The organism is Novosphingobium malaysiense, assembly GCF_000802225.1.
In the GTDB taxonomy this organism is placed as follows: domain Bacteria; phylum Pseudomonadota; class Alphaproteobacteria; order Sphingomonadales; family Sphingomonadaceae; genus Novosphingobium; species Novosphingobium malaysiense.
Window position 1 is genome coordinate 609,509 of the sequence record NZ_JTDI01000002.1, and the last position, 22,433, is coordinate 631,941.

Here is a 22,433-nt window from a genome sequence, read left to right on the forward strand (position 1 = left end):
AACAGAACGATCGTACTAGTAAGATTGTTCGAGATTGACGGTCCGCAAGAGCCAGGCTCGCCAAATTGCAGAGGGGGCTTCCAAGGGCGTGTCCGCATAAGAAGAGGAGAGAGGTTTTGGGTGAATTTGCAGTGCATCCGCTGACCATCAATGGGCGAGACCCCGCGAACTTGCGCGGCGATCCGATCACCGGCGACCGCTACACCTCACGCGAATTCGCGCAGCGGGAATGGGATCACATGTGGACTCGCATCTGGCACGTTGCCGGACGGTCGGCGGAGCTGCAGGAAGAGGGCGACTACCTCGTGCACGACTTCATGCACGAGTCGGTGATCTGCGTTCGTCAGGCGGACGGCTCCGTAAAGGCGTTCTACAACGCTTGCGCGCACCGCGGACAGCGCCTCGCCTGGGCTAACTCAAGCGCCTCGAACGGTTTTCATTGCCCGTATCACGGCTGGCGGTTCGCCATCGATGGTGTGCTCAAGACGGCGCAGGACTCCGAGGATTTCCCGCAGGGCAATCCGTGCGGCAAGGTCAAGCTTCGCGAACTGCGCTGCCAGACCTGGGGCGGGTTCGTCTGGTACACAATGGACGACGAAGCGCCGTCGCTGCTCGAGTACCTGAGCCCGATGCCGGAGATCTATCGCAACTATCCCATGGAAACCGCCGTGTGCGTGTTTGCGATGAAGATCGACCTCAACACGAACTGGAAGTTCGCGACCGACAATTTTTCCGAGAGCTATCACACGCGCACGGCGCATCCGCAGGTGCCGCCATGGATCGACCAGGACGTCGACAGCGCGCGCCACGAAATGTTCCCCAACGGCCATGGTCGCACGGTTCAGCCGATGCGCCCTTCGCTGACCGACCTTCCCCCTGCAGGCATCGATCACCCCTTCGACGCCATCCTGCGCCAGTGGGGCATCGATCCCGATGCCTACCCGGATTACAAAACCAAGGCGATGCAGGGCTGGCTGGACCTCAAGGCGGCCAAGCGCGCGAATTGGAAGGAGCGCGGCTACGTCCATTACGAGCACATGGATGACGAGGAACTGACCGACAGCCCGCACACGGTGGTCTTCCCGAATGTGACCTTGTCGTTCCTGCCGGACAATCTAATTTTCTTCCGTACCGAGCCGCATCCCGACGACCCCAACATGTGCACGTTCGATCTGTGGTGCATGGCCTATCCGGTCGAGGGACAGGACACCGTCGATTCCATCATGGCAGGCCCCCGTCCCTTACGTGAATGCGAAGTTGAGCATCGCGCGTTCGACGGTGGAAAGGGTGTGCCGGAGATCGAAGGGCAGATCGTCTACCAGGACATGCAACTTGCCGAGGGGCAGCAGCGGGGCATGTACTCGCGGGGCTACCAGGATGCGTACCTCAGCGCGCAGGAAACTCGCGTGCGCTTTTTCCATGAAGTCCTGAACGACTACCTCGAAGGCCGGCGCTGAAGCGCCGGCCCGCCAAAAAAAGACAACACGGAGAGAAGAGATGACCGGCACGACCGAGGAACGCCTGCGCCGCGTGGAAGACATTCTTGCGATCAAGGATTTGCGGGCGCGATACGCGCACGCTGCGAACATGATTAAGGGGCGCAGCGGCGACAACAAGGTGTTTGCCTCGCTTTTTGCGGAAGACGGCACTTTCGATCCGGGCATGGGTTCGGCGACAGGCCCGGCCGCGATCGAGGCGATGATGGACAAGCTCACGACGCAGTGGCAGTCGGCCGTGCATCACATGCTCAATTCGGTGATCGAGGTCGATGGCGACACCGCCACCGGCACCATCAACGGCCTGATGGTCTTCACGAAAAAAGACGATCCGACGCCGATCTGGCTCTCCAACATCTATAATGACACTTATGTCCGCACGGCAGCCGGCTGGCGATTCAAACTCGTGACCATCACTGACATCTTCGCACAGCCGGCCTTTTTCGAGGCCTATGCGGAATTTGCCGCAGGCAACTGAGCCTCGCCGTCTGAAATTCCGCGACAGGAGTCCGGCATGCGCAAATTCGCGCTTCACCAGATCACCGCGATCGAACTGCCGCCCGACGAGTTGATCCGTCTGGCAGCTGAGGTCGGGTGCGACCGCGTCTGTGTTTTCGTGCGTTCGCCCCTCGTGGTTTCCGAAACGTCCGGTCGCGAAGAGCACCTCTTCCCGACGATAACCGTGGCATCCGTGGAGACCGTGCGGCAAGCGCTCGACGAGACCGGGGGCTCGATCATGAACATCGAGTACTTCCCGATCGAGGATGGGGTCGATCTCGAAACATATCGCGATGCCCTGGCACTTGGCGCATCGCTCGGCGCCGAACGGATCGTGACCCATATGCACGAGACCGATCCGGAGCTCGGCAGGAAGAGACTTGGGTTGCTGTGCGACATGGCGGCCGAATTCGGCTTGAAGGTCGGGCTCGAATTCATGGGCCTTTCGCCCGGATGCAATTCGATCGCGATGGCGCAAGAGATCGTCGCGGACGTCGCCAGGCCCAATCTGGGCATAGCGATCGATGCCCTGCACCTGGCGCGAACCGGAGGCACGATCAGGCAGGTCGCGGATCTTCCCCCCTCGATGATCGCCTACGCCCAGTTGTGCGATGGCGAGCACCTGCGCACGAGCAATGACTACCTGCCCGAAGCGATGGACCGAATGCTTCCGGGCACGGGGGTGTTCCCTTTGCGCGAACTGGTCGCAGCGTTGCCTGACGACACGCCCTACGATGTCGAGGTTCCCGGCGAGCGCCTCCGCGAAAGCGGGGTCGATGCCAAGCAACGGGCGCAGTGGGCGGTGGAAGCCTGCGCGAAGCTCTTCAAATGATCGGCGGCGATCAGATGCGTTGCCGCCCAAAGGATGACTGCAGCCAATGACGGGTTTTTCAGACTTCACCCAGAACTGCTGGGTCGTTTCCGATATCGATGAGGCTGTCCGGCGTTGGCATGCGACCACCGGAATTGGCCCCTTCTTCTTGCTCAGGTCGCCGACCGTCGGGGACTTCCATTATCGCGGCGTCGCGGGCGAACTCGAAATGGACGTGGCCCTGGCTCAGGCCGGCGACATCCAGATCGAGCTGATCCAGCCGAAGGGCGAAGGACCCTCGGCCTACCGCGATGCGTGCCCGCCCGGGGGCGAGGTGTTCCACCATCTCGGCAAGATGACCCGCAATTACGATCGCGACTTCGCGCACTATTCGCAAGCTGGCTTTGCGTTGGCGCAGAACGGATTGGCCGGCGATTCCCGGTTCGGATACTTCGACACGCGCGGCGTGCTTGGGATGATGGTCGAGCTCATCGAGATGAAGCCCGGCCTCGAAGCCATGTTCTCGATGATCGCTGAAGCGGCCCAGGGATGGGATGGCAGCGACCCTTATCGCACAATCGACTTCTGAGACCGCAGCGGCCGGCTTCATCATTCCAATTGCATCAAAGGAGAAAAGAAAATGGGAAAGCTCGACGGAAAGGTTGCCCTGATCACAGGTGGCTCGAACGGCCTCGGAGCCGCCGATGCAAGGATGCTGGCAAGCGAGGGTGCGCAGGTCGTCATCACCGACATCCAGGATGAACTCGGCGAAGCGACCGCCGCCAGCATCGAAGGTGCGCTTTATCTCCATCACGATGTTCGCGACGAAGCGCAATGGCGCAGCGTCGTCGACACGGTCATCGAACGCTACGGCCGGCTCGATATTCTCGTCAACAACGCCGGCCTCGTGATCTTCGGAAACGTCGTCGATCAGTCTTTCGCGGACTACAAGATGCATGTCGACGTGATGCTCGACGGCACCTTCCTCGGGTGCAAGACCGCCATTCCGCATATCGCCAGGGCAGGTGGCGGCACGATCGTCAATATGTCCTCGGTGGGCGGCATCAAGGGCGTCGGCGCGATCCCGGCCTATGCGGCGGCTAAGGGCGGCATCATCGCGATGACCAAAAGTATCGCGGTCTATTGCCAGGAGCAGGGTTTCAACATCCGGGTGAACGCCATCGCACCCGGCGCAATTGAAACGCCTATGACGGCCAAGGCCGTCGCGCAGCTGCCCAAGGAGGAGGCTGGTCTGGCCCAGTTGCAGAACCACGGCATGGGCAAGCCCGACGACATCGCCAACACGGTCCTGTTCCTGGTAGGTGATAGCGGTCGGCACATCACCGGCACCACCATCACGGTCGATAACGGCGAAACCGCCCGCTGATCGTGACGCCAAGGAGATTTCCGAAGGGTTGGTCAGGGAGATGCAGGCAAACTTAACCGAGGCAACCTGCAGGGCATCGAGGGCGACACCTGATGCGGCTCTACGATAAAATGGTCAGCGGCGCCCTTCTGTCATCGCGAGGCTTTCCATTCCTCGCCGAGCAATTGGCTCAGTGTCGCTTCCAGCCCGAAACACAGATGGTCACCCAAATCCCGACCGTCCATGCGCCCGCTCGCAAGGTCGTGGACCAGAGCATAGCCGAGGTTCGCGAACTGGTGGCGCGCGATTGCGAGCCGTCTCGGGTCCGAAACCACGTGGGAATGCGCCGCGAGCGCAAGGGCGGCCTGGAGATGTCGCAGCCCGACCTCCTGCAACCTTGCGTACGTTTCCGGATCGACATCGTCCGAAAAATAAAGGGTCGCGATTGTCTGGGACCAGTTGCGGTTGCGCGCGAGGTCCATGGCGATCGCCCGGATCGAAGCGAACAACTCGTCCATGTCGGGAAAGTTGCTGAGGCCGAATTCGGCGATGACGGTGGTCTGGTAAAGCTCGACCAGCTTGGCGGCCAGGTTCGTCTTGGAGCCGAAGATGTTGTAGACGGTTTTCTCCGCGACACCGGCTTCGCGCGCGATCCCGATCATGGTCACGGCGTTTATGCCATCCCGGGACACAAGGCGAAACGCTGCATCCAAGACGCGTCGTTGCGTCTGCACGCCGCGCGACCGGCGCGTGCCTTCTGCGTTGGGCTCAGGATTGTCCATCGAGCGCCCCTTAGCAGGAATCGCCGCGCGGCGCACAGCTGGGCGCTGCGCAAAAGGCTAGGTTCGCCCCAGACGCTTCCCGTATTACAGGATACTGTAATAGAAGTTTCAGGCGCATCGCAAGCGCACTGAACCTCAAAAAGGAGAGAGGCATTGACCGATTGGGCTGACAGGGTTGCGATTAACGACGTGCTTGCCCGCTATGCCGATGGCGTGAACCGTCGCGATGCCGACCTGTGGAGTTCGACCTGGGATGAGGAGGGTGAATGGTTCCTCTTCGGTCCTGACCCCGTGAAGGGGCGCGATGCCATCGTGGCGGCATGGAAGGACGCCATGGTGGGTTATCCCTTCGTCGTCATGTTCGCATCGCAAGGCGCGGTCGAAATCGATGGAGGCCACGCTTCCGGCGTTTCCTACACGAACGAAGTGGCGCGAACCGCGGCTGGGACCGAGCTGCGCGTCACCGGACGATACACCGACCGGTATGTGAAGCGCGATGGTCGCTGGGGCTTTGCGTTCCGCCAGTTCGAACCGTTGCACCAGCAGCAGATCTGAAATGCCAGACAATACGAGAGAGGGAAGAGAGATGGGCAGATTGCAAGGCAAGGCCGCCGTCATCCTGGGCGCGTCTGACGAACGCAGCATGGGTTTCGCAACGGCGAAGCGCTTCGTGGAAGAGGGGGCGAAAGTCGTACTGGCGGCACGGCGGGGAGACAATGTCAGGGAACTGGCGGATCGCCTTGGTGGCACGTCGATCGCCTGCGACATCACCAACGAAGCCGATATTGCCGCGCTTGCCGCCAAGGCACTTGAAGAATTTGGACGGCTGGATGTTGCCGTGAACTATTCCGGCGTGGATGTGGCGGAATCGATCATGGAATCGACAGCCGAAGGTCTGCGCAAGTCTTCCGAAGTCCACTTCGTCGGGACCGCGCTGTTCATCAGGCACATGGCGTCGGCAATGGCCCATGGCGGTTCGATCATCACGACCTCGTCGCTCACAGCCCTGGCGCAGGCTCCGAACTACGCCGCATATGCGGGTGCCAAGGCGGGGGCCGACACCATCGTGCGCATCGCCGCCAACGAACTGGGCGAGCGCGGCATCCGCGTGAACAGCATCGCGCCGGGCTTCACTAGAAGCGCCATGACCGACGCCTACTTCGAGATGGAAAACATCACCAAGGCGTTCATCAAGGAAATTCCCCTCGGCAAGTTCGTGGTCGTCGAAGACATTGCCGAAACCGCGCTCTGGCTCGCCGCTGAAGCGGGTTCCACGACCGGACAAGTGATTGACGTGACGGGCGGGCAGTCGCTGCGGCGCGTGCCCTTGCCGATCGATTTCGGCTGATCCCTGGATCTTGCCAGGACTAATCCCATGACGCGCACGCCGCTGCATTTTGTGCAGAACTGTTACGTGGTCGCCGACCTCGACGCGGCGTGCCGTCGGTTTCACACGCTCTATGGCATCGGCCCGTTCGTCGGTGGCAGCGAGGCCGTACTGGGTGACCATTTCTATCGCGGCGCCCCGGCCGAACCGATCCGCCTGCGCGGCGTGTTCGTGCAATCAGGCGATCTCAATGTCGAACTGGTCGAGCTTCTTTCCGATGCGCCCAGCGCGTTTCACGACATGTTCGCGAAGGGCGGGGAAGGCTTCCACCATGTGGCAATCTTCTCGGCCAGCTACGAGGAGGACCGGGACCGGTTCGTAGCAGCGGGAATGCCGCTTGCCAGCGAGTTCACCACGCCGTTCGGGGCCAAGATCTGCTACCTGGATGCGCGCGACACGCTCGGCCACATGATCGAGCTTTACCCTGAAAATGCAATCATTCGCGACATGTACCGCCAGACGCGCGACGCCGCGCTCAGTTGGAACGGGCATGAACTGATCGTGCCTTGGCAATGATGAGCCTGCAAGGCCTCCAGCGCCGAAAAGCCCCTGACATGATGAAGCCATCGAGCCTGCGTTTCCCCTTGGGCATCCTCGCCATACTGGCGTTGCTGAGTTGCGCGCGGGCAGACACCGACACTTCGGACGCCCTTGTCGACCCGGACAACTGGACAGGTTTCGGCCGGACGACGGGCGAGCAGCATTTCAGCCCGCTGGACGAGATCAATTCCGACAACGCGGGCCAGCTCGGACTGGCCTGGTCGATGGACCTGCCGCCGGGCAACAGCGTCTCTGCGCCGCTGGCGATCGACGGCGTGCTCTACACGGCGACCGGATACAGCGTGGTGCGCGCGATCAATGCTGCCACGGGCAAGCTCTTGTGGGAGTTCGACCCCAAGGTTCCGGAAGCGGCGGGTAGCAAGCTGCGCCAGGGCTGGGGTATCCGGGGCCTGGCCTACGGCGAAGGCAAGCTCTACGTCGGCACGCACGACGGGCGTCTCCTGGCGATCAATCCCGGTGACGGGTCTCTCGCTTGGTCCTCGCGGACCGTGCCGCAGGACAACGCCGCCTTCATCAGCGGGCCGCCGCGCTATTTCGACGGCAAGGTGATCATCGGCTTCGGTGGCGCCGACGTCAGTGCCGTGCGCGGCTATGTGACAGCCTACGATGCGAAGACGGGCAAGCAGCTCTGGCGCTTCTGGACCGTGCCGGGCAATCCCAAGGACGGCTTCGAGAACAAGGCCATGGAGATGGCCGCGAAGACGTGGTCGGGGGAATGGTGGAAGTACGGCGGCGGCGGCACCGTCTGGAACGCCATGACCTACGATCGGTCCACCGGGTCGATCATCATCGGCGTTGGCAACGGATCGCCCTGGAACCACAAGGTGCGCAGCGCCGGCGAGGGGGACAACCTGTTTCTCGCCTCGATCGTGGCGCTGGACGCCGACACGGGCGCCTACAAGTGGCACTATCAGGTCAACCCCGGCGAAAGCTGGGACTACAACGCGTCGATGGACATGGAACTGGCCGATCTCGACATCGGCGGCAAGCGCCGCCAGGTGCTGATGACCGCGCCGAAGAACGGCTTCTTCTACGTCATCGACCGCACCAACGGGAAGCTGATCTCGGCCGAACCCTTCGTGAAGGTCACCTGGGCTAAGCGTATCGATCTCAATACCGGACGGCCGGTCGAAGACCCCGACGCCCGCTATCCCGATGGCAAGACCTTCGTGATGTGGCCTAGCCCGGTCGGCGCACATACCTGGCTGCCGATGGCCTACAGCCCCCGGTCGCGGCTGGTCTATATCCCGGCGATCGAGATGGCCACCAGCTACAACGACGTCGGGATCACGCGCGAGAACTGGACGCGCGCGCCCGGCAATGCGGTGGATGGGGCAGCCAATCCCGATTTCGTCGTTGCCGATGCCGGGCCGACGAATGCCACCAGTTCCCTTCTGGCCTGGGATCCGGTCAAGCAGAGCGTCGTTTGGAAGGTTCCTAACCCGGGCCCGTGGAACGGCGGTGTCATGACGACCGGCGGCAACCTGGTGTTCCAGGGCCGGATCGACGGAACCTTCAACGCCTATGCAGCCGACAGCGGACGCAAGGTCTGGAGCTTTGCCGCGCAGGCTCCGGTCACCGCGCCGCCGATCACCTATTCGGCGAACGGGCGCCAGTACGTGACCGTCCTCACCGGCATGGGCACCAGCGGTTCGGCCTTCGGGGTGCTCTTGCCGGTATCGATCGATTATCGCACGCAGGCCCGGCGCATCCTGACCTTTACGCTTGACGGCAAGGCCGTCCTGCCCCGCCTCAAGCCCGAGCCGCTCGCTCCCGTGGCCGATCCAGGCTTCGTGCCCGATGCATCGCTGCAGGCCAAAGGACTCGTCGCGTTCGCAAGGCATTGTGCCGTTTGCCATGGCGTCAACACGATCGCGGCGGGCCATGCCCCGGACCTCAGGGCATCGCCCATGCCTCAGGACAAGGATGCCTTCCGCAGCATTGTGCGAGAGGGCGCCCTCGTGCCCAACGGGATGCCGCGCTTCGAGGAGTTCGACGATCGCCAGCTGGCCGAACTCGCGCAGTACATCAGGGGAGAGGCCGCCAGGTGGCGCGCTGCGCCCGCGACCGAGAAACCGCAACGATAGGGAGGTGTCCACAATGGACAGAACGGCAATGATCGCACTGGTCGACAACCTTTACGCGGCGACAGCGGCGGGCGACTGGGATCGTGTCGCCACCATGCTGACGGACGATTTTCGGGTCGTCGAGCCGGATTGCCTGCCGCTTGCAGGAGACTATCCCGGTGTCGCGGGCCTGCGCGAAGTCTTCGGCAAGCTCACAAGCTTGTGCGACGTGGCCGGCATCGACCGGATTGCGAACGCGACGGACGAGGATCTCGTCATCTGCCTGATCCGCATCCGTTTCGCCGATCCCGCGCTCGAGCCTGCCGAGGTGTGCGAACTGTTCCGCCTGCGCGGCGGGAAGTGCTGCGAGATCAAGCCCTACTACTTCGATCACCTGGTGCTGACCCGCGCGGCCCAGTGAATTTCCGGCGCCGGCAAGGCAATTTGGTTTGAGAAAGGGATAAAACAATGATTGGACGCCTAGAAGGTAAGACCGCGCTCGTGATTGGCGCTGCCGGACGCGACAACATGGGCCAGGTGATCGCCCGCCGCTTTGCCAAGGAAGGCGCCAAGGTCGTCGTCGCCGGCCGGCGTATGGATGAACTGGAACGCTTCGCGGCCGAGATCGGCGGCAAGGCCACCAAGGTCGACGTCACCCGCAAGGCGGACCTGGAAGCCGCGGCGAAGTTGGCGAAAGACGAATTCGGCCATCTCGACATCGCCCTCAACGCGACTGGCTGGGGCTTGCTGAAAGGCTTCCTCGAGACAACCGAGGAGGAGTTCGACGCGATGAGCGAGCTCCAGTTCAAGGGGCCCTTCCTGTTCATGCAGTCGATGATCGCGGCCATGGACAACAAGGCCGGTGGCCGTGGCGGCTCGATCATCCAGATCTCCTCGGCAACCGCCAAGATCATGTTCCACGACCACGCCGCCTACATGGGCGCCAAGGCCGGCACCGACCACCTGATCCGCGTCGTGGCGAACGAATTCGGAACTCACGGCATCCGTGCGAACTCGATCTCGCCGGGCCTTACCGAATCTCCGATGACCCAGGATGCCATGGGGGTACCGGGTCTCAAGGAAGCTTTCCTGAAGGGTTACCCGCTAGGTCGCATTGGCACGGCAGACGACATTGCGGCGGCGGCGGTCTTCGTAGCATCGGACGAATGCTTCATGACGGGCGAAAACCTGCAGATCAGCGGCGGTCTTACCCTGCGAGGAAATCCGACTCGCGAGGACATCGCTGCCTCTGTCGCGGCCGCTTCGGCGACTGAATGATATGGCGAAAAACCTTGTCTCCCTTGCCTCGGGGGTCGTTCCAGAGTTTTCGGCGTTGGAAACCATCACCGCCGCGTCAGAAGCCGGCTTCGACGCGGTCGGAATCTGGGTCGACATGGCCGAGTGGAGCCCTGCGACGACAACCACGGTAAAACAGCGGCTGTCTGCAACCGGTTTGCCGGTGCTTGATGTCGAAGTTGTCTGGATCAAGGCCGGGCCGCTCGATCCCGATCACCTGCGGATCATTGACGTTGGTGCCGAGATTGGGGCGGCAAACGTGCTCGTCGTGAGCTCGGATCCGGACCAGGGGGCGACCCAAGCCAAGTTCGCTGCCCTGTGCGAGCATGGACAGCAGGCGGGACTGCGCGTTTCGCTGGAATTCGGCATGTTCACCGAAGTGCGCACGATCAGCGAAGCCCTTGCGATTGCGACCGCCGTTGCGAACCCGGCCGCAGGTATTCTCGTTGATCCCATCCACCTCGACCGCTCGTGCGGGACACCTGCGCAAGTGGCTACAGTCCCGCGGCACCTGTTGTCCTACGCACAGCTCTGCGATGCAGGCATGCGCACATTTGATCCAGCTGACTTCGATGCGGTCATACGGGACGCGGTTGACGAGCGGCTGCTACTGGGCGAGGGCGTATTGCCTGTGGCGGACATAGTCGCCGCACTGCCGCCACTCATTCCCTTCAGCATCGAACTGCGGTCCAAGGCTCTGCGCGACGCCTATCCTGAAGCCGTTGAGCGGGCAAAGGTCGTTGCGCAGGCAAGCCGACGCTTCTTGGCAAAATTGTAAGGGGGAGTCCTAGCGGAGCTAGGCCGTATTGTCCCTTGAGGATTTCGCAATTCTGACCGCACTGTCTGGGCCGGAGCCTAGTGTCTGCTATCGCCACTTCGGCGCTCCAAAGCGGACCGAGCACAAGGTCCCAAAGCCCGTCGGAACTTCCGACACAACCGGGTGATGAACGAAGGGCGGGTTTCAGGGAACAGCTTGGGGCCGTCTAACGACCGGTATGTCGGCGAATGTCATCGCACGACCTACCTGCAGGGAACGGCGGCACCCGACCCAACTTCGGTCATCCAGCGGAATGGTGCAGTTGGCTCCTCTTACCGGAACCGGTCGTTGGCATTTGCCAGAGCATCCAGGCGCAAGCGCCGCCAAGGCGGCTGTTCAGCGCCTCATCTTGACACCCTGAAAATAGCCCAATGTTCCCCGAAGTGGGAACGCCCTTCATGGACATCCGCGATTGTTAGGTTCAGACTAGCGATTTGAGGAATGGCGACATTCCCGGTGAAATATTGTGGAGCCGGTCGAGATCGCGGGCGCCGTAGAAGCATCCTGTCACTGGCGTAGGCGACAATTGCTTGCCTCATGCAACAAACATGCAAGGCTCGAATATCGCAAACATGGAGTATCCGATTTGCTGATCTTGTCGCATCGTGCGAAAATCCAGACTTGAGTTTCCGGCAGACAGTGGCGGCGCACTTCTACTTTACCCCGTTTGAAGGCAGGCGCCCGCCGCCGCCGCTCCGGGTGTCGCGCTCGGTCGAGCGCATCTGGCATGTACTCGGCGTGGCCAACCTGCTTGCCGGGGCGATCTATATGTGGTGGCGCTGGACGCATTCACTCAATTTCGATGCCCTCTGGTTTGCAGTCCCGCTCGTCCTGGCCGAGACCTGTGCCTACTTCGGGCTGATCTTATTCACAGCCAATCTCTGGAAGACGCGCGATTACCCGCAGCAAGCGCCGCCTTCGTCGATCACGCAATGCACGCGCGAGGGGGAGAGTGCCGACAGGCCAGTGAGCGTCGACCTGTTCATCACGACCTACAGCGAGGAGGAGGAGCTCGTTCGCCTCTCGATCCGCGATGCGAAGCAGGTAGCCTATCCGCATCCGATCGACTTTCGCATCCACGTGCTCGACGACGGGCGGCGGGAGTCGATGCGGCAGGTCTGTGAAGAGGAGGGGGTCGGCTATATCAGCCGCACCAACAATGTCGGCTACAAGGCCGGCAACCTGCGCAATGCGATGGAGCAGACGAGCGGCGATTTCATCGTCATCTGCGACGCCGACACCCGGCCTTTCCCCACGATCCTCGAACATACGCTGGGCTATTTCCGCGATCCCGATGTCGCGATCGTGCAGACGCCGCAGTGGTTCTACGATCTTCCCGAAGGCAAGCGCCTGAAAGATGCCTGGGGGCGCCGCACAGGTAAGCCCGGGGAGCTTCTGGGCGCAGCGATCGAAGCGGTCTTCGGCGAAATCCGCATCGGCGAGGACCCGTTCGTTAACGATCCGGCGATGTTCTACGATGTCATCCAGCGCCGGCGAAATCCCTGGAATGCGGCGTTTTGCTGCGGTGCGGGTTCGATCCACCGCCGTGAAGCGGTGATGTTCGTGGCGCTGCGAGCCTATGCCGACGCCATTTCCCGCAGCGGAGACGAAGGCCGCAGCCGCATCCGCAAGCTGCTGGGGCTGCAACACAAGCCCGACGATGCGCTTGCCCGCTGGCAGGCGGCACAGGAAGAGGAACTGACACCCTACAAGTTCCACGTTTCGGAAGACATCTACTCCACCATCGTCCTGCATCAGGACAGCGAACGGAAGTGGAAGACCGTACTCCACCCGGAAGTGGAGTCGAAGATGCTGTCGCCGCAGGATCTGCTCTCGTGGACGGTGCAACGCTTCAAGTATGCGGGCGGCAGCCTGGATATCTTCTTCCACGACAATCCCGTGACGCGACCCGGCATGACGCTTGCGCAGCGCGTGATGTACCTGACAACGTTCTGGTCCTATCTCGGCGCTGTCTGGAACCTGATCTTCCTGCTTTCACCGATCGTCTATATGTTCACGACGATCGCGCCGGTAAGAGCCTATACTGGCGACTTCTTCGCCCATGCGCTGCCGTTTCTGGTGCTCAACGAATTGGCCTTCATGACGGGGACATGGGGGCTGTCGGGTTACAAGGGCAAGGTCTCCTATCTCGCCAGTTTTCCGATCTCGCTGCGCGCTCTGTGGGCAGTGATCCGGGGCAAGAAAATCTCGTTTCCAGTCACGCCGAAGCAGCGGCAGGAAGGCAATTACCTCGGGCTCGTCTGGCCGCAGATCGCCGTGATCGGCCTGACCGTCACAGCCTTTGCCTGGTGCGCCTTCCGGCTCTTCACTGTGGGCGGAGGCTATACGCTGGGCGGGTTGATTGCCAACGGCCTGTGGGGGCTCAACAACATTCTGGCGATGTCGATCATGGTGCGGGCCGCGTTCTGGAAACCGGAAGCGGAGGCAAGCCATTGAGTTTTCGCAGGAACCTACGCCATGCCCGCAGTCATCTCATCATCGTCGCGGTTCTGATCATAGCCGGCGCCGTGATCGTGCACATCGAAGACAAGAACCTGCAGCAGGAAACCGGCAAGCCGATTCCTGAACACGGACTTGAAGCGGTGAGGACTGTCACCGAAAAATAGACGGATGAGACGGAGAGCGGATTACGTCAGCCGCTTGATCATCACCAGCCGGTTCAGGCCGTTCTCACTGGTATACTCGATTTCGTCGACGCAGGATTGGATGATGCCGGTGCCGCGTCCGTGGGTGGCATCGAGCGGCACTGCCTCGCAGTGCAGGAACTGTCCTTCGGGAACGGGCATGCCGTAGTCGAGAAGTTCTATGCGTACCGCGTCATCGGAAATTTGCACGATCAGCGTCAGCTCGCCTTGCGGCCGCCCCTGGTAGCCATGCTCGACTATGTTGTTGGCGGCCTCGACCAAGGCAAGTTCGCAATCGAACGCCGTCAATTCGTCGATGGCCTTTTCCGCGCAGGCCATGCGCAGATGTTCGGCAAGCCGCCTGACTTCCGTCAGGCTTGCCGCAACGGAAATATCCGATGGCAGGTCAGGCGAGGGCATCATGCGCGGCTGACATGCTGTCGCACTGGACGAACAGGCTATCGAGACGGGTGATGTGCAGGAGCCGCTGAACTGCGGGCGATGCCCCCACGATCACGATGCGGCCTTTCGTTCCCATCTGCTTCAGCATCGAGACCAGCACGCCGAGGCCGGTGGAATCGATGAACTGGACATTCGAAAGATCGAGAATGACCCGCTCGGGACGGTGTTCGAAACGGCTTGCCAGTTCCTGGCGCAAGGACGGCGCCGCTGCAGCATCCAGCCGGGGGTGATCGATCACTACTTCTAGAATTTCGCCGTCGCCTGCCATCAGTCGTTGCTCTCCGTTCGGCTGTGTTCGATCGCCAGCATGGAAATATCGTCCTCGAAAGTCTGTGTTGGCAAGTGGGATCGCAAATCGTCCGAAAGAGAGGCTGCAAATTGCGAGAGAGGTGTGCTTGCGCTGGCGACCAGCGCTCGCTCGAGCCGTTGCTCTCCGAACTGTTCGCCGGACGCGTTCATCGCTTCGGTTATCCCGTCCGAGTATGTCACAAACCGGGCTCCGCGTGGGAAGGCGAACCGTTCGGGCTCGTAGGTGGTGTCGTCGAACCATCCCACCGGCATCGCGCGGCCGCCGGAAATCTGGCTGACGCTTCCGTCGATCATGAGCAGCGGCGGCGGGTGGCCGGCGCAAACCACCCACCCTTCACCATCGTCGGGAAAAATGAGACCGCAGGCTACGGTGGCGTAGCTGTCATCCGCGCGGTCGCAGATCTCGCGGTTGATCGTCGCCATCGCCACACCGAGATCGGCGGCGCTTGTCGGTCTCAACTGCTTGATGCGATGATGCAGATGAAAGGAATCCAGAGCCGCGGGCACACCATGGCCGCGCACGTCGACCAGGAAAAACAGCAAGCCTTCCTCACGCAGCGGCGAAGCGCCGATGGAATCGCCGCCCAGAAGAGCAGCCGGCCGATAGAGATGCGAGAGCCTGAGAGCGCCGCACGTGTTGAAGCCCGGCAGCAGGCGTTCATGCAAGGCCGTTGCAGCCCGAAGGTCGGCTTGCACCCGCTCCAGTGCCTCACTCGCACGCCTGTGCTCCATGGCCAACTGGGAGTTGCGGCGTTTGAGACGATGGTGAAGCAGGCGATTGCGTGCGGCGCTGGCGATGACGAGTCCAAGCTCCACAGTCTGAAGCGGCTTGAAAAGAAAGTCGTCTACGCCCGCTTCCATGGCGGCGCGCATCACTTCTTCCTCGCCGCGTGCGGTCATCATTGCGATGTGGAGGTGCTTGTCCGCGCTAGTAAGTTTGCGGGCTTCGGCCACCAGTTCCATCCCGTCCATGCCGGGCATCTGCCAGTCGGAGATGAGCAGGTGCACTTCGCCATTTTTCAGGATTTCGAGGGCTTGAGCGCCGCTTTCGGCGGCTTCCGGCCGGCATCCGAATGATTCCAGCTGCAGACACAGGAACTCCCCCATCAGGGCATCGTCATCGACGATGAGGACCTTCAGGTTGGTGCGCGCGGAGGAAATGGCAGAGGTAAACATGGAATAACGGGCACACAGGGGAAACTGACCAGATTATTCCCGGAACTGGTTACCTTTTGCTAAACACCTTCGAATATATGTGTGCCTCGTTGAAATGGGTCTCGTGAGCGTGACCCGTGTAGGCCTGAAGGCACGCCTGATGAGTTTCAAAAATCTGTGTTCTTTTTTCGGTGCAAGCCTCGTTCTGCCGCTTGCGCTGTTCGCCCAACCTGTGTTCGCGCAGGATACGGGTGTCGTTTATACAGGGGGCTCGGCGGGAGACGGCGTGAATGCCTACACCGGCGGCGTTGTCGCGCTGCCGGGCGCTGAGCTCGGCAAGGGCCTTGCCGTCCGCGCCGGCGTCAGCGGCGGACAGTACCGCTACGAATCGAACGATCAGCGCATTTCTGCCGACTACATCGGGGCAGAAGTGGCGCTGGTCTATCAAATGTCCGGCCGTTGGGGCTGGGTGAACGTCTCGGCCGGCCCGCGCGTGACCGATACCACCCTGAAGCCCGTCGATATCGGCAACCGCATGCGGGGTACCCGGTTCGACCTTGCAATGCAGACCGACGGTACTGTCGGCAACGAATGGCGCGCGAGCTGGTTCGCCTCATACGCGGTGAACGATCGCAGCTATATCACGCAGCTTCGGCTCAATCGCCTCGTCGACGGAGAGACCGACACGCGTCTTGGTATCGAGGGTGGCGTACAGGGCGACCGCAGCTACACTCGCCCGAGTGTCGGCATCTACGCGTCCACACGGCTTTCCGGAAAGTGGCAGGGGCTCATTGCCGCCGGTGCTTCGAAGCAGAAGGACCGTTCCGCCAAACCCTACGTCACACTCGGCGTAAGCCACGTGTTCTGAAGGGGCATGCCGAATGTTCGCGAGAACGGCGCTTGCCTTTCTGATCCTGGCTGCATGGACGTTTCCGGTTAGCACCATGGCTGTAGATGCTTCTGCACCGCTGCCGGCCGTGGGTGATCCGTTCGTTCGCCCGGAAGGTTACAAGATCGTCTGGAATGATGAATTCGCCAGCGGCGACCTGCCCGATGTCGGGCACTGGCATAACGAGACCTCTCGTAACCGCCGGGGTTGGTATAACGGCGAGCTCCAGTACTATGCGCGTCAACGCCGCGAGAATGCCCGGATTGAAAACCAGCGGCTTGTCATCGAGGCGCGGCAGGAGGATCTGTCTGCCAAGGGATGGGATGACTGGTCTGGTCAGAAGTTCAGTTCTGCCCGCCTGACCACGCGGGGGCGGGCGTCATGGCGACACGGCTTCTTCGAAATTCGCGCAAGACTGCCCTGTGTGATCGGCGCCTGGCCGGCCATATGGCTGCTGCCGGAACATCAGGACATGCAATGGCAGGGCGGCGAGATCGATATCGCCGAAGCCGTCGGTTATGAACCGGGCACGGTTCACCATGCGGTCCAGACCGCCAAGCGCAACTTCCTCGACGGCAATCACGAACGCGGGGAAAGCCACTTCAACTATTGCGGTGGCTTCCACGACTACCAGTTGCTCTGGACGGAAGACCGCATCGTCGTAGGCGTCGACGGCAAGGTAGGCTTTGCCACCCGGCCGCGAGGGTTCGACCGCAAGATGATCCTGATCTTGAACGTCGCGGTCGGGGGCGCCTGGGCCGGTGCACAGGGTGTCGACGCCGAAGCCTTTCCTGCCCGCATGGAAGTGGCCAGCGTACGCGTCTGGCAAAAGGCTGAGGCCAGATGAACCGAAACCGGATCAGCGGTCGGGCACAGCGCGCGGAACGGTGGCGGGAACGCTTTGCAAAGATCGTCGCTTTCCTTGCGCCCCTGATCATCGGTGCGGTGGTGATCTTGCTCACGCAGCAGGTGCGCACGACTGACCACCTCAATCTTGAGAAAGAGCGCGCGCGGGAGCGGCGTACGGAACTGTTTCAGCTGCTCTCGGCGCATCAGGACGTCGAGACTGGCGGTCGCGGCTATGTAATCACAGGAAATGAGAAGTTCCTCGAGCCCTACAACAAGGGCCGCCAGCGTCTCCTCTCTGTTTGGCCGAATCTGTCCGAAGCCGGCCCCGGTCAGTCGTCGGAAGCTGCGGCGCTCCTGAAACTGCGAAAACTGTCGAACCTCAAACTGGCCTACACCAGAGCAACCATCGAAGCGCGGCGAAGCGGCGATCAACAGGACGCAGAAGCCAGAGTGATTTCGGGACGGGGCAAAGCCCTCATGGATGACATACGAGAGGGAATCGACCAGCTTCTGGAGCAACAGCAAAATACCATTGCCGAACGGTCGGCGAAGGCCGAGCGGGCGGTCTCCAACCTGCGCTACCTCACGTTCGTTTTGTTGGCGGTGCTTGCCGCGCTTCTGATCGCCGCATGGCTGGCCTTGCAGCATTCCCTGCGCTCGCGCGACGACGCCTGGACGAAACTCGAAGATATGGCCTTGCGGCAAGAGGCCATCCTCGAAAGCGCCATGGACGGGATCATCACCATCAATCCCAGCGGTTCGATCGAAAGTGCAAATGCAGCGACCTTGCGCATGTTCGGTTATGCGCCCGCTGCACTCGACCGCCGCGATGTCGGCATCCTGCTTGCCGATCAGCCGCCGATCGGTCAGATCGCAGAAGAACTGCGCGCGTTCGGGATGCAGGACGATACGGACGGAACCGCCGTCGAAATTCTCGCACGTCGTAGCGACGGCAGCGAATTCCCCACGGAAGTCGCGCTGACGACGACCCTGTTGAACGAAGGTCTGCGCTACGTCGCGGTGATCAGGGACGTGACCGAGCGCAAGCGCAACGAGCAATTGAAATCCGACTTCGTGTCGACTGTAACGCACGAACTGCGCACACCGTTGACGTCCATCGCCGGTGCTCTCGGTTTGCTGAAGGGCGGCAGTGCAGGCGCACTGCCCGAACGGGTCGACCGTCTGATCACCATCGCCAACGACAACGCCAATCGCATGGTGCGCCTCGTCAACGATATTCTGGACATCCAGAAAATAGAATCTGGCAAGATGCCTTTCAATCTGCGCGAGCTCGATCTGAAAGCAGCGGTCAGTTCCGCCATCGAGGAAAACCGCAGCTACGCCGCCAAGTTCGGCGCCGATATCGCGCTGTCGGCACCGATGACGCCGATGACAGTGTCCGCCGATCCGGACAGGCTCGCTCAGGTCTTTACCAATTTGCTGTCCAATGCAGCAAAGTTCTCACCGCCCGAGGGCACGGTGCAGGTGACCATATCCCGGAACGACGCTTTTTACCGGGTTACGATTGCGGACAAAGGGGCAGGAATTCCTGAAGACTTCCGCGATCAGATATTCACGAAGTTCGCGCAGGCCGATTCCACCACGAACCGTGCCAATGGCGGCACTGGGCTGGGTCTCAGCATCGTTCGGGAAATCGTCGAGCGACTGGATGGGCGCGTCAGTTTCGAGACGGAAACGGGCAAGGGAACGCGCTTTCACGTCGATCTGCCCGTCTCAGATCGCGCCGACGAGCGGCAAACGCCAGACCGGCCGGCATTGCTCGTTTGCGGCAATGGCGCGGGCAAGGTTCTGACCCAGGCTTTGCGAAAGGCCGGCTATGCAGTCACATATGCCAGTAATCCTGACATGGCGCGCAAGGCGGCCGGCAGGACGAAATTTGCAGGCATTGTCGTCGATATGGGCCTGCCTGACGGGGTAGGAATCGACATCATCCAGAGCCTGCACGAAGACGCGCTGAATGCCGATACGCCCGTCATGGCGTTCGGTGGCGAACCCGGCGCTACAGAACTGGATGGTGCAGCCGCGCTCATCCTGGACTGGTTGCGCAAACCGGTCGACATTCCCCGGCTGATAGACAGCGTTGAAACCGCCCGGGCCGCGATAGACCAGCGCTGCCCGCGCATTCTCCACGTGGAAGACGATCCCGATGTGCGCCGTCTGATCGGCATGGCCCTCGAAGACCACTGCGAGATCGTCGTGGCCGACAGCCTGGCCCGTGCGCGCGCGCTTTTGGAGAATGGCGATTTCGACCTCGCAATTCTCGATATCGGTCTGCGCGACGGTACCGGCGTCGAACTGCTTCCCGAATTGCAGCATGATAGAGACCTGCCGATCCCGGTCATCATCTTCTCGGCGCAGGATACCGATTCCGAAAGTGCAGGCCTCGTCGATGCCAATCTCACCAAGGCCCGCACGCCGATAGCAGAACTGATCGCGACCGTCGGAAGACTGGTCGAGGCCCATCGCGAAAGGACATCGGCAGAATGACCGTCTCGATACTCTATGTGGACGATGAGCCGGATCTGAGGGAAATCGCGACGATCGCGCTAGAACTCGATCCCGAAATCAGCGTCCAGACTTGTGGTAGCGGCCCCGAAGCACTGGAAGTTCTTGCCCAGACGACGCCGGACCTCATCCTGCTGGACATGATGATGCCGGTCATGGACGGGCCGATGACGTTTGCCGAAATCCGCGAGCGTTTCGGCAAAAACACACCGGTGGTCTTCATTACCGCGCGAACGAGCCCAGAAGATGTTGAACGGTTGGTCTCATTGGGTGCGCATGGCGTGATTCCCAAGCCCTTCGATCCGATGAAGCTGATCAAGCAGGTACGGTTTTTCGTCGACCATGTCTGAACAGTTGTCCCGCCTTGCCGTCATACGCACGCGCTTTCTGGAACGCCTCGAAGAGCAGCGCCAGGAACTGGAGCTATTGTCCCGACAGAAGGGCGGAAATAGCGCAGTGCAGGACATCGTCCACAAGATCGCCGGCATGGCAGGTTCTCTGGGGCTGTCAGATCTTTCAGCAGCTGCCTCCGAGTTGGAAATGCTGCTGGGAAAGGACAATGCGGTGAACTTGCCCGAAACGCAGCAATTCGGCCGTCTGATGGAGCAGATCGAATCAGACTTAAACACGCGTTGAACCCGGCACTCGCAGGGGACAGAGTACTCTGCTGGTTTGGCCACTATCCACGCTGTACATCCGATGGGATCAGCCGCTGATCTTGTCAATGGGCGAAGAGAGGAACCGGCCTGTGGACTTCGGGGGATTGGAGGTTGGCGGTTGAATTGAGGGATTGGGTTGTTCCCGAAAGCCGCCGCCGAGGAATTTTAATGTCGGTTCTCGCGTTTTCGTGCCTGCGAAACCGCCGTTTAGGAGTGCCCTGCATTGCACCCATACCGAAGCCAACCAAACGACGTCCGCTTTCTGCAAAAAGCTGACACCCGCCGGTATTTCTGGGAACGGCAGGAATGTCCCAGATCTGGTCGGTCGGTCCGCCTTGAGAGCTTGATGAACGAACGGAAGGTTTAGAGCAGCCGATTTGAACGACTGAACGGCGGCTCTTCAGGCGCCTGTCGCCGGCTCAGCCTGGCCGAACGCGAACGGCAGCATTTCAGACTTTTAATCCGGAAGGTGCCTTTCCGGTGTCGCCGACAAAGTTGACAACACAAACATCAGGCGTCCGACGGTAGTTCCTTCTCGTAGGTCACCATTGAACTGCCAAATTGAATGGCATCCTCCAACGCGTCGCGGAGATACTGTTCCTCAAGCTCGTAAGGCTGAGCGGTCACCTCTGCTCCGTTGTGCAAATCGACATGAAGCCAGCCATTGTCGGCAGCGATCTGATGGGCAAACTTTTCAGCATCTGCGATGCTTCTTGCCCGGGCGAACACCATCAGGGTGTGACGTGCGCCTTGCCTATAGTTGAGGGTCTGCCAAGCCACCCCTTCGCCTTTGAACGCGTAAATGCTGTCTCCCATATTGAGAGCTTCGCAATTTTCGGTGCCCAGAGCAATGTCCGCTCCCCCCGACATTGGCGCCGGCGGGAGCGGGCCAGGCGCTGCTGAAAACCGGCCGCTCGTTGTCCGATCAGTCATCATGAACGGATGACCGCTATCGGGCAGTCAATTTGATCCGGCGAATGGCCGCTTTGTCGGCGAGGCCTGACCGAAGGACACAATGAGCTCGGAATGACCGGTGTCGGCGTAAGCTGACACTCTCACCACCACACGGGAACGGCTTGGGTTGGGACCAAAGCTGCCAGCTGCCACCGCTCCTGGGAACGTCGGGTCACGCCAAAACCGGTTATTCGTGGCCCCCCGTTAATCGATTTCCACGGCAATGTGCCGGATCACGTCGACAATGGCATGGCGCAACAGCGGCTTCTCGACGAGGATGGCGTTCTTCGCGGCGATTTCTGCGCGAACTCTCTTTGATGTGTTGCTGGTAATGATGATTGCCGGGAGAGATGGTTCGCTGTCGCGCAGGCGTGCCAGCAGGGAAAGGCCGTCCATCCCGGGCAGGCGCTGATCCAGTACGGCGCAGACGATGCGTCGGTGCGGCGCCGCCAGCGCCGCCTCGGCGTTTGGGTAACCCTCTACGTCGAACCCTTCCACTTCGAGAGCGAACGTGATCGCTGCCCGTACGCCAGGATCATCGTCGACAAGAAGGATTCGCGGTCGAGCCATGGACGATATCCGAAAGGGCAGGCGGCGGATAGGTGCCGCCGCCTGCCTGTATTCAGGCAGCCTTCTTCCAGGCCGGTTCCAGCGTCTCGTGCGGTGGGCACGGGGCCACGGCGCCATGCGGCAGGCCGGCGATCTCATTTGCGAAACCATGGTTGACGTCGCGGTGGTGCGCTTCGTCTGCCCGGACAACAAGCACCACGTCGCGAAGTGTGGCATCGTCGGCCAAGCCCCAGTATCGCCTGGCGATATCAGGCGCCGGCACGTTGGGCGAGCGGCCTTCGTCGATTTCGGCGAGATAATGCGTGTAGCTGATCACGGCCTCCTCTTCGAAATAG

General features: G+C 61.3%; 26 protein-coding genes. 19 read left to right on the forward strand and 7 right to left on the reverse strand.

Annotated elements, in window-relative coordinates:
- The first annotated feature begins 116 nt into the window (after positions 1 to 116).
- Genes LK12_RS07835 through LK12_RS07855 form a run of 5 tightly spaced genes read left to right on the forward strand, consistent with a single transcriptional unit; the run spans position 117 to position 4,192 of the window.
- The gene (locus LK12_RS07835) at positions 117 to 1,457 is read left to right on the forward strand and encodes an aromatic ring-hydroxylating oxygenase subunit alpha (RefSeq protein ID WP_052223253.1); all 1,341 of its coding nucleotides are present in this window, start codon (positions 117 to 119) and stop codon (positions 1,455 to 1,457) included.
- 40 nt (positions 1,458 to 1,497) lie between these two features.
- Positions 1,498 to 1,974 carry a nuclear transport factor 2 family protein gene (locus LK12_RS07840; RefSeq protein ID WP_039281369.1) on the forward strand — a complete coding sequence of 159 codons (477 nt, stop codon included), beginning with the start codon at positions 1,498 to 1,500 and terminating at the stop codon, positions 1,972 to 1,974.
- A 36-nt stretch (positions 1,975 to 2,010) separates the two neighbouring features.
- Positions 2,011 to 2,826 carry a sugar phosphate isomerase/epimerase family protein gene (locus tag LK12_RS07845; RefSeq protein WP_039281371.1) on the forward strand — a complete coding sequence of 272 codons (816 nt, stop codon included), beginning with the start codon at positions 2,011 to 2,013 and terminating at the stop codon, positions 2,824 to 2,826.
- 46 nt (positions 2,827 to 2,872) lie between these two features.
- Positions 2,873 to 3,394, forward strand: a complete 522-nt coding sequence (locus LK12_RS07850; protein ID WP_039281374.1) for a VOC family protein — start codon at positions 2,873 to 2,875, stop codon at positions 3,392 to 3,394.
- 51 nt (positions 3,395 to 3,445) lie between these two features.
- On the forward strand, positions 3,446 to 4,192 hold the full coding sequence (locus LK12_RS07855; RefSeq protein WP_039281377.1) for an SDR family oxidoreductase: 747 nt from the start codon (positions 3,446 to 3,448) through the stop codon (positions 4,190 to 4,192).
- Positions 4,193 to 4,323: 131 nt separating this feature from the next.
- On the opposite strand, the gene LK12_RS23780 is transcribed toward LK12_RS07855, so the two are convergent.
- Positions 4,324 to 4,989 (reverse strand): TetR/AcrR family transcriptional regulator, encoded by a 666-nt coding sequence (locus LK12_RS23780; RefSeq protein ID WP_156135424.1) that lies wholly within the window; start codon positions 4,987 to 4,989, stop codon positions 4,324 to 4,326.
- Positions 4,990 to 5,106: 117 nt separating this feature from the next.
- On the opposite strand from LK12_RS23780, the gene LK12_RS07865 reads away from it, so the two are divergent.
- From LK12_RS07865 to LK12_RS24605, 9 genes are all read left to right on the forward strand, one after another.
- Entirely contained in the window at positions 5,107 to 5,508 is a 402-nt protein-coding gene (locus LK12_RS07865) for a nuclear transport factor 2 family protein (RefSeq protein WP_039281379.1), read from the forward strand.
- A 31-nt stretch (positions 5,509 to 5,539) separates the two neighbouring features.
- Positions 5,540 to 6,301 (forward strand): SDR family NAD(P)-dependent oxidoreductase, encoded by a 762-nt coding sequence (locus LK12_RS07870; protein WP_039281382.1) that lies wholly within the window; start codon positions 5,540 to 5,542, stop codon positions 6,299 to 6,301.
- Positions 6,302 to 6,328: 27 nt separating this feature from the next.
- Entirely contained in the window at positions 6,329 to 6,856 is a 528-nt protein-coding gene (locus tag LK12_RS07875) for a VOC family protein (protein WP_039281390.1), read from the forward strand.
- A 41-nt stretch (positions 6,857 to 6,897) separates the two neighbouring features.
- On the forward strand, positions 6,898 to 8,988 hold the full coding sequence (locus LK12_RS07880) for a PQQ-dependent dehydrogenase, methanol/ethanol family (RefSeq protein WP_039281769.1): 2,091 nt from the start codon (positions 6,898 to 6,900) through the stop codon (positions 8,986 to 8,988).
- A gap of 13 nt (positions 8,989 to 9,001) precedes the next feature.
- On the forward strand, positions 9,002 to 9,388 hold the full coding sequence (locus LK12_RS07885) for a nuclear transport factor 2 family protein (protein WP_039281391.1): 387 nt from the start codon (positions 9,002 to 9,004) through the stop codon (positions 9,386 to 9,388).
- 50 nt (positions 9,389 to 9,438) lie between these two features.
- Positions 9,439 to 10,245, forward strand: a complete 807-nt coding sequence (locus LK12_RS07890; protein WP_039281773.1) for an SDR family NAD(P)-dependent oxidoreductase — start codon at positions 9,439 to 9,441, stop codon at positions 10,243 to 10,245.
- A 1-nt stretch (position 10,246) separates the two neighbouring features.
- A complete protein-coding gene (locus LK12_RS07895; RefSeq protein WP_039281393.1) occupies positions 10,247 to 11,041 on the forward strand; it encodes a sugar phosphate isomerase/epimerase family protein in 795 nt (264 codons plus the stop codon).
- 660 nt (positions 11,042 to 11,701) lie between these two features.
- Positions 11,702 to 13,537 carry a glycosyltransferase family 2 protein gene (locus tag LK12_RS07900; protein ID WP_231568275.1) on the forward strand — a complete coding sequence of 612 codons (1,836 nt, stop codon included), beginning with the start codon at positions 11,702 to 11,704 and terminating at the stop codon, positions 13,535 to 13,537.
- Entirely contained in the window at positions 13,534 to 13,707 is a 174-nt protein-coding gene (locus LK12_RS24605) for a hypothetical protein (RefSeq protein WP_156135426.1), read from the forward strand. The genes LK12_RS07900 and LK12_RS24605 overlap by 4 nt, the downstream gene beginning before the upstream one ends.
- 21 nt (positions 13,708 to 13,728) lie before the next feature.
- On the opposite strand, the gene LK12_RS07905 is transcribed toward LK12_RS24605, so the two are convergent.
- From LK12_RS07905 to LK12_RS07915, 3 genes are read right to left on the reverse strand one after another with little or no spacing between them, the layout of a single operon-like run.
- On the reverse strand, positions 13,729 to 14,148 hold the full coding sequence (locus LK12_RS07905) for an ATP-binding protein (protein ID WP_231568276.1): 420 nt from the start codon (positions 14,146 to 14,148) through the stop codon (positions 13,729 to 13,731).
- Complete coding sequence (locus LK12_RS07910) at positions 14,132 to 14,455, reverse strand: STAS domain-containing protein (RefSeq protein WP_039281403.1); 324 nt, start codon at positions 14,453 to 14,455, stop codon at positions 14,132 to 14,134. Before LK12_RS07910 ends, LK12_RS07905 begins: the two co-directional genes overlap by 17 nt.
- Positions 14,455 to 15,672 (reverse strand): PP2C family protein-serine/threonine phosphatase, encoded by a 1,218-nt coding sequence (locus LK12_RS07915; protein WP_082010409.1) that lies wholly within the window; start codon positions 15,670 to 15,672, stop codon positions 14,455 to 14,457. Before LK12_RS07915 ends, LK12_RS07910 begins: the two co-directional genes overlap by 1 nt.
- A gap of 139 nt (positions 15,673 to 15,811) precedes the next feature.
- Between LK12_RS07915 and bcsS the strand changes: the two genes are divergently transcribed.
- Genes bcsS through LK12_RS07940 form a run of 5 tightly spaced genes read left to right on the forward strand, consistent with a single transcriptional unit; the run spans position 15,812 to position 20,551 of the window.
- Positions 15,812 to 16,519: a cellulose biosynthesis protein BcsS gene (gene bcsS / locus LK12_RS07920; RefSeq protein ID WP_197063489.1), complete on the forward strand. Its 708-nt coding sequence runs from the start codon at positions 15,812 to 15,814 to the stop codon at positions 16,517 to 16,519.
- A 13-nt stretch (positions 16,520 to 16,532) separates the two neighbouring features.
- A complete protein-coding gene (locus LK12_RS07925) occupies positions 16,533 to 17,387 on the forward strand; it encodes a glycoside hydrolase family 16 protein (RefSeq protein ID WP_039281410.1) in 855 nt (284 codons plus the stop codon).
- On the forward strand, positions 17,384 to 19,897 hold the full coding sequence (locus LK12_RS23785; protein WP_052223255.1) for an ATP-binding protein: 2,514 nt from the start codon (positions 17,384 to 17,386) through the stop codon (positions 19,895 to 19,897). Before LK12_RS07925 ends, LK12_RS23785 begins: the two co-directional genes overlap by 4 nt.
- The gene (locus LK12_RS07935) at positions 19,894 to 20,265 is read left to right on the forward strand and encodes a response regulator (protein ID WP_039281413.1); all 372 of its coding nucleotides are present in this window, start codon (positions 19,894 to 19,896) and stop codon (positions 20,263 to 20,265) included. The genes LK12_RS23785 and LK12_RS07935 overlap by 4 nt, the downstream gene beginning before the upstream one ends.
- A complete protein-coding gene (locus tag LK12_RS07940; RefSeq protein ID WP_082010411.1) occupies positions 20,258 to 20,551 on the forward strand; it encodes an Hpt domain-containing protein in 294 nt (97 codons plus the stop codon). Before LK12_RS07935 ends, LK12_RS07940 begins: the two co-directional genes overlap by 8 nt.
- 533 nt (positions 20,552 to 21,084) lie before the next feature.
- Here the strand turns inward: LK12_RS07940 and LK12_RS07945 are convergent.
- The 3 genes from LK12_RS07945 to LK12_RS07955 form a co-directional block, all read right to left on the reverse strand.
- A complete protein-coding gene (locus LK12_RS07945; protein WP_039281420.1) occupies positions 21,085 to 21,390 on the reverse strand; it encodes a hypothetical protein in 306 nt (101 codons plus the stop codon).
- Positions 21,391 to 21,732: 342 nt separating this feature from the next.
- Positions 21,733 to 22,098, reverse strand: a complete 366-nt coding sequence (locus LK12_RS07950; RefSeq protein WP_039281423.1) for a response regulator — start codon at positions 22,096 to 22,098, stop codon at positions 21,733 to 21,735.
- A 52-nt stretch (positions 22,099 to 22,150) separates the two neighbouring features.
- Positions 22,151 to 22,433 (reverse strand): alternative oxidase (locus LK12_RS07955; protein WP_039281427.1); only part of this gene is annotated, 283 nt, incomplete at its 5' end.